Here is a 6,171-nt window from a genome sequence, read left to right on the forward strand (position 1 = left end):
GCTCTATTACTGTGAGCAGATGGGACAATGGGGCAATACCTGATATGCCAAGCTTTAGAGGGTGAATAAGAGGAAATTACACTGCCCCAAGGAATGGGGCAATTGGGGCAGAATATGCAGTAGAGGCATAATGCAGCTTATTTTGGATAGTTTGAAAGAAGCGGTTAGTCTCCTGATTGGATGATTCATAGTCCGCCGCCATAGTGAAGATTTCCTTCACCCTTAGATAAACGCGCCGTTCGCTGGCTCTAATATCGCGAATGCGTTCCAGCATCTCATCAAAATAGTCTGGAACAGCAGATGACCCAACAGGTGGATTTTTCAAGCGTTCGTCATCCATTACGAAGCCTTTAATAAGATATTCTTGTAACGTTTGAGTTGCCCATTGGCGGAACTGAGTACCACGACTAGAACGAACTCGGTAGCCCACAGCGATAACTAAGGGCAGACTGAAATATTGTACATTGTAAGATTTCCCGTCCGAGGCAGTTGTTCGGTATAACCGAACAACTGCCCTTTCGTCCAATTCACCTTCAGTAAAGATATTTTGAACTGGTGTACTCAGTTAACGCGCCGTTGGCGATAAAATTACCTTCAACACATACACCTTTAGCGTGGGCACGGCGGAATCCAGCGTGCGGGCTTGCACCTTCCTGAAAGTCAACAAATTGCTGGGCGGTGACCTGGTTACGGCCGAAGAAGCCAGCAGCGTACATAAATATAAGAATGAGTGTGCTAATAACCGCGGCTATGATTAACAACGGGGCTAAACGCTTCGAGGTGGCAGCAGACATGGTCAGCATCCATTTATAATGAGAAACATAGGGATAACGCCAAACGCGGCTGAGCGGATCACTACATTTTAGGTATTTTAAAGTGGCTCCCCGGCGAAGCCGGGGCAGCACTTTGGTTGAGACTATTTGATTTGGGTGAAACGCAGGTATGGGCGTTGCTCATCCCACCCCTGCGGGAACAATTTGGCAGCCTCTTCGTTACTGACCGTTGGTTTAATAATGACCTTGTCACCTGGCTGCCAGTCAGCAGGGCAGGCCACATTGTGCTTGTCTGAGAACTGCAGGGCATCAATTACCCGCAAAATCTCGTCAAAGTTACGGCCAACAGCCATCGGGTAGGTCATGGTCAAACGTATTTTATGGTTTGGGTCGATGATAAACACCGAGCGAACTGCGGCGGTTTCGCTCTCGCCTGGGTGGATCATGTCGTATAGCTGGGCAATTTTCTTTTCTTTGTCGGCGACGATGGGGAACTGCAGGTCAGTATGCTGCGTCGCATTTACGTCTTCGATCCAGCCCAGATGTTCCTCTACGGTGTCAGTAGACAAACCCAGTGGAATCACGCCGCGCTTGGCAAATTCTTCTGCCAGTTGTGAGGTTCGCCCCATCTCAGTGGTACAAACCGGTGTGTAATCTGCGGGGTGGCTAAAGAAAAACACCCAGTTGTCTTTAGCCCAGTCGTGGAATTTAATTTTACCTTTAGTGGTATCGATTTCGAAATTTGGGGCTGTGTCGCCAATACGTAAACTCATACTAGTTACCTCTGTGTGGTTGAAGGTGGCACTCAATGGCCACTTGAAATCCTTGGTTATAAGTATATTCTTTTATTGAATATATAAAATGTTGATTTACCGATTGCTGTAAATAGAGGGTATACGGATTTAATGGTTGATGGGGCACCTTCACCCCATCAATCTGATACCACCCTCAGATGGTTGATAGATCGACTCCGTAGTTGAGTTCCTCTGCGAAGTCCGGCAGTCCGTAACCGATGGTTTTCTTGTAGAAAGGAGAGACCTTCGCAGTCGGTGCCTTCTTCTTGTGCTTCGTGGTGTAGAGCATTCGTGCCCGCATCACCTCGAAGGAGTAACCGCGCCCTTCACGGTTCTTGTCCTTGGCCAGCCACTTTACAGCCTGATCAGACGCTGCCAGCAGGCCCGATATGGACAATAGGGCATACGGCGAGAGCTTTTTGCCAATAATGAGCATTATTTAACCCTTCAATGCCAGAATGCGTCTGGCACCGTTAAGTACAATGACCCCCGCGATGGTGCCGATAATCAGATCCGGATAATTGGACCCGGTCCACGCGACCAGGGCGCCGGCGGTGATGACCCCCAGGTTGATCACCACGTCGTTGGCCGAAAATATCCAGCTAGCCTTCATATGAGCTCCGCCCCCTCGATGTTTGGATACCATCAGCAGACAGGCGGTATTGGCAATCAATGCGACGAATGCGATGGCTATCATCACCAGCGATTCAGGCTCACTACCGAATACAAAGCGCCTCACGACCTCTACGAGTACGCCAACAGCCAAAACCAGTTGGACCACACCAGCAACGTGCGCAACACGGACCTGCCTTTTCACGCTATGCCCAACCGCATAAAGAGCGAGTCCGTACACTGCCGCATCAGCAAAATTGTCCAGGGACTCTGCAATGAGGCCAGTTGACTGAGCCATCAGACCGGCAGTCATTTCCACCACGAACAGAAGTGCATTGATGCCGAGCAACCAGCGCAGGGTCCCGGATTCTTGCTCAGCAGAAGCTGCCGAGAACTCGGCGGCCTTGATGGTCTCCGGATTTGCAGCAACGCTTTCCTGAAGCGCGGCTCCTAGCCCCAAGGTCTTCAGTTTCGATGTGACGGGCTCGACCTCGCCGTCATGCACGACCTTCAGCCGGCGGTTCGACAAGTCGAAGGACAGCGCTCGAATCTCCTCAAAGCCGCTCAGGGCTAGGCGAATCATTCGTTCTTCTGATGGACAGTCCATCTTCGGCACGGCATAAACACTGACCCATCTCCCTGGCGCCTCGGAGGAGGCCTGTATATCGGTATCCGCTGCGGACGTTGCATCACCGCCACAGGCGCCACCACAGGATTTACTCATGATACGACTCCACTTGAACAATGTTGTGGTACCATTTTAAACTATAAAGCTACTATAAGGTCAATAGAGTAAAGAATCCGTTGGGGAGGAGGCTGATGCGCATTGGTCAGTTGGCGCAGTTGGTAGGGGTCGAAACACAGACGATCCGCTTCTATGAACAGCAGGGCTTGTTGCCGCCGCCTGATCGGCAGGACAACGGTTACCGTGTCTATACCGAGAAGCATGGTGAGGGGCTGGCCTTCATCCGTCGCTGCAGAATCCTGGGCCTGTCACTGGCTGAGATTCACGAACTACAGAGCTATCAGGACGACCCTCATCAGCCTTGTACCGCCGTCAACGCCTTGCTCGATGATCACATCTCTCATGTGCGGTCGCAGATAACCGCTCTGCAAGCGCTTGAGAAACAACTCGTTTCACTGAGAGCGAGTTGCAACGATGACCGGGAAGTTGAGGCGTGTGGGGTTCTTGCTGGAATTAGCGAAGGAAACATGCACCAGCAGTAGGTGAAGCATCAACCAGATAATCCGATGAGATGCCGGTCTGTCTCACTCTCATGCAAAGGTAAGATCAACCATTTAATCCGCTTACCCATTTTTTATATGTTCACTAATAGTTGCTTTAGCTTTCCCATACAACTCACCAATCATGGCTTGAGATAACCATAATGTATCGGATTCAAAACGGCACTCAACACGAGTTTGGCCGTCTGCGCTAGTAAAGAGAACAAACTCACCTTGTGGAGCTTGAGGGATATGTTCTGTCATTCATTTCACCTTCTGCATAATTGATAACACTCGCTCACACCATTGCCGCTTCGTACACTCTTTCAACCTCGGTAAACTTTGATGATAACAGCGAAGATATTGAAAGCACCGATTACGTACCAGACGATGCTATCAACCAAATGCACCGTTATCGGGATGCTTTGATTCGTTTATCAGAACCTCACGATTCTAAATCGCCATCAAGTGGAAACGCTGGCCAATCTCCTAAAAAAAGCCGCCCTGTATTTGGTGCGTTTGCGTTATACCCAGGCTTTTTTGATCAAACTTTATCGCAAAACCCTTACGTCGAAGCGATAGAAGAAGTGGGTATTGGTGCGTTTGCACTCTTACCTAGTCAAAATGATCCTAGCCAAAACGAACTTAGTCAAACTGAATCAACCCACGCTAAGAGCCGTTATTCCGGTCACCAGTGGTTGTTAGAGTTTTTGCAAACGCAAATTGGCACAGCACCGAATGCACAAACAGGGCAAAACAATGAAGCCATGTATCCTGTGGCTGGTATGGCGGAAAGGCTCTACGTACAAGACGCTGCACGTATACCGTATTACGGCATGCGCCAAGTGCTGTACCCTGATTTGACGATGACAGTGGCATTAGGTGGGCAACGTGGGCGTGATAATGGCTACTTTGAACAATTTGAGCAAGGCACAGCGCAGTGGTATCACCTGCCGCAAAGCACGTTTTTGCAGAAATTTAAGCAGCATATTGCCGAGGAAATTCGCTATTTAGCGTTGGCGTCTACCTCAGACACTCAAAGTTCATCCAAGCAAATTGACAAACTTTGGCCGGTTAAACACCCGGATCACCGGCAAAGACTTTATTCACGGTTTTATGATCAAAACCAGTACGTTCACACAGTAGCTTTTTGGTAAAACCACGTCGTTTCATCGCCAACAGCAAGTCTTCACCAAAATGAGTCAGGATTTTGCGCTGCTTTGGAAACAGTACATTGTGTAAGTCACGCTTAGCCATATCACCAACCAAAGGGACTATATTCCCACTTTACTCAATATAATTGGATTTATATCCCACCTTTAGGTTTAGCTTGCGCGTTGGCCAAGGCGATGATCTGGATCCCTGAATGCCAAAGGTCATCAAATCACACTTTTATGCGCATAAAAATGTAAGATTCCGCACTTTTCTGCGCGTAAAAGTGTAGACTGAGTTATACTACAGGCAGTTAACAGTCTTAATTAGCGGGAAATGACAATGCAGCGCAACTTACTAAACGCCCTAATAGCATGGAAAAATCAACCGGTGCGCAAGCCATTATTGATCGATGGTGCAAGACAAACAGGTAAAACCTATCTGCTACAAGAGTTATTTGGGAACACCTTTGCCAACATCCTTCGTATCGACTTCCTTGAAAACCCTGCCTACAAAGAAGCGTTCGATGGCTCTCTGTCACCTGACGAGCTAGTAATGAACATTGAGTTGTTAACCAACCAAGCGTTCAACCCAGAAACCGATCTGCTGATATTAGATGAAATTGGCGAATGTGAACGTGCCGTTACCTCACTAAAGTACTTTGCTGAAAAAGCACCGTCCTATTTTGTCGCTGCCAGCGGCTCGAATATTGGTTTGCTCAACACCTTCCCTGTGGGCAAGGTAGAACAATACAATTTACGACCACTGACCTTCCAAGAATTTATTTACGCATCCAACGAGCAAGCGCTGATCAAAGCGTTTGATAGTCAAGCAAGCACACCGGCAGTACACACCAAATTGATGGACAAACTCACTGACTACTTTTTTACTGGTGGTATGCCGGAAGCCGTTTCTGCTTGGTATCAGTATAAGGATTCAAGCATTCTAGAGCGTGTTGAAAAAGTCACAAAAATTCATGCCGATTTAGTGGAAGGTTATCGCCGCGATTTTGGTAAGTACGCGGGCAAGGTCGACGCCACACTGATTGAATCGGTATTTAATAGCATTCCAGCCCAGCTATCACTTGTCAGCGATGAGTCGGTTAAACGCTTTAAATTTAAGCATGTGCATGAGCGTAAATCTCGTTATAGCGATTTTGAAACCGCGATCCATTGGCTTAACTGCTGCCGCTTAGCTTTGCCAAACTACCCTATTGAAGGATTGCCGAAATCTTCGTTAGCGGCCTATAAAAAAGAAAATATGGTGAAACTGTTTCTGTTTGATGTGGGCCTGCTTAATCATATGCTCGGCAGCAGTTATAAAGAAATTAAGCAACAAAACTATGAATACAAAGGTTATGTGGCTGAAAACTTTGTGCAACAAGAGCTCACTGCCATTGGCGTTGACCCAAGCTATTCATGGAATGACGCCCGCGCCGAAATCGAATTTATTTTGGCGACCGATGAAGGCGATATCGTCCCTGTGGAGGGGCCTTGTTGAACAAATAGTGGAACTTTCTCAGTTAGCGTTGATCAGATCGCCAAACCACGCTGATACTAGACACCGCAATGAGCAAAGCAAAATACCGAGTTAAAAACTGGTCTGAATACAACAAA

5 protein-coding genes and 5 pseudogenes are annotated in these 6,171 nt (G+C 47.9%); 3 read left to right on the forward strand and 7 right to left on the reverse strand.

Annotated elements, in window-relative coordinates:
• Positions 1–106: 106 nt before the first annotated feature.
• From rhuM to CWE07_RS10420, 5 genes and pseudogenes are all read right to left on the reverse strand, one after another.
• Positions 107–547: pseudogene (gene rhuM / locus CWE07_RS10395) on the reverse strand (RhuM family protein); the annotation flags it as partial.
• Complete coding sequence (locus CWE07_RS10400; protein WP_111569737.1) at positions 534–794, reverse strand: hypothetical protein; 261 nt, start codon at positions 792–794, stop codon at positions 534–536. The gene CWE07_RS10400 and the pseudogene rhuM, both read right to left, overlap by 14 nt.
• Positions 795–916: 122 nt before the next feature.
• On the reverse strand, positions 917–1,546 hold the full coding sequence (locus tag CWE07_RS10405) for a peroxiredoxin (protein ID WP_034823216.1): 630 nt from the start codon (positions 1,544–1,546) through the stop codon (positions 917–919).
• 175 nt (positions 1,547–1,721) lie between these two features.
• Positions 1,722–1,919: pseudogene (locus tag CWE07_RS10415) on the reverse strand (ISL3 family transposase); the annotation flags it as partial.
• Between the two features lie 87 nt (positions 1,920–2,006).
• Positions 2,007–2,903 (reverse strand): cation efflux transmembrane domain-containing protein, encoded by an 897-nt coding sequence (locus tag CWE07_RS10420; protein WP_111569735.1) that lies wholly within the window; start codon positions 2,901–2,903, stop codon positions 2,007–2,009.
• 95 nt (positions 2,904–2,998) lie between these two features.
• On the opposite strand from CWE07_RS10420, the gene cadR reads away from it, so the two are divergent.
• The gene (gene cadR, locus CWE07_RS10425) at positions 2,999–3,406 is read left to right on the forward strand and encodes a Cd(II)/Pb(II)-responsive transcriptional regulator (protein ID WP_004364961.1); all 408 of its coding nucleotides are present in this window, start codon (positions 2,999–3,001) and stop codon (positions 3,404–3,406) included.
• Between the two features lie 90 nt (positions 3,407–3,496).
• On the opposite strand, the pseudogene CWE07_RS10430 reads toward cadR, so the two are convergent.
• A pseudogene (locus CWE07_RS10430) lies at positions 3,497–3,667 on the reverse strand (virulence RhuM family protein); the annotation flags it as partial.
• Positions 3,668–3,687: 20 nt separating this feature from the next.
• Between CWE07_RS10430 and CWE07_RS10435 the strand changes: the two are divergent.
• Entirely contained in the window at positions 3,688–4,560 is an 873-nt protein-coding gene (locus CWE07_RS10435) for a nuclease domain-containing protein (protein WP_275541015.1), read from the forward strand.
• Here CWE07_RS10435 and CWE07_RS14530 read toward each other — a convergent pair.
• Positions 4,481–4,660 (reverse strand): annotated as a pseudogene (locus CWE07_RS14530) (transcriptional regulator); the annotation flags it as partial. The gene CWE07_RS10435 and the pseudogene CWE07_RS14530 overlap by 80 nt on opposite strands.
• Before the next feature lie 237 nt (positions 4,661–4,897).
• Here CWE07_RS14530 and CWE07_RS10445 point away from each other — a divergent pair.
• Positions 4,898–6,043 (forward strand): annotated as a pseudogene (locus tag CWE07_RS10445) (ATP-binding protein); the annotation flags it as partial.
• Positions 6,044–6,171: the final 128 nt, after the last annotated feature.

It is taken from the genome of Aliidiomarina maris (assembly GCF_003987335.1).
Classification (GTDB): domain Bacteria; phylum Pseudomonadota; class Gammaproteobacteria; order Enterobacterales; family Alteromonadaceae; genus Aliidiomarina; species Aliidiomarina maris.

Excerpts from the sequence above, each read along its gene's own strand:
- CWE07_RS10400 (WP_111569737.1), bottom strand. The coding sequence starts at position 794 with ATGTCTGCTGCCACCTCGAAGCGTTTAGCCCCGTTGTTAATCATAGCC.
- CWE07_RS10405 (WP_034823216.1), bottom strand. The coding sequence starts at position 1,546 with ATGAGTTTACGTATTGGCGACACAGCCCCAAATTTCGAAATCGATACC.
- CWE07_RS10420 (WP_111569735.1), bottom strand. The coding sequence starts at position 2,903 with ATGAGTAAATCCTGTGGTGGCGCCTGTGGCGGTGATGCAACGTCCGCA.
- cadR (WP_004364961.1), top strand. The coding sequence starts at position 2,999 with ATGCGCATTGGTCAGTTGGCGCAGTTGGTAGGGGTCGAAACACAGACG.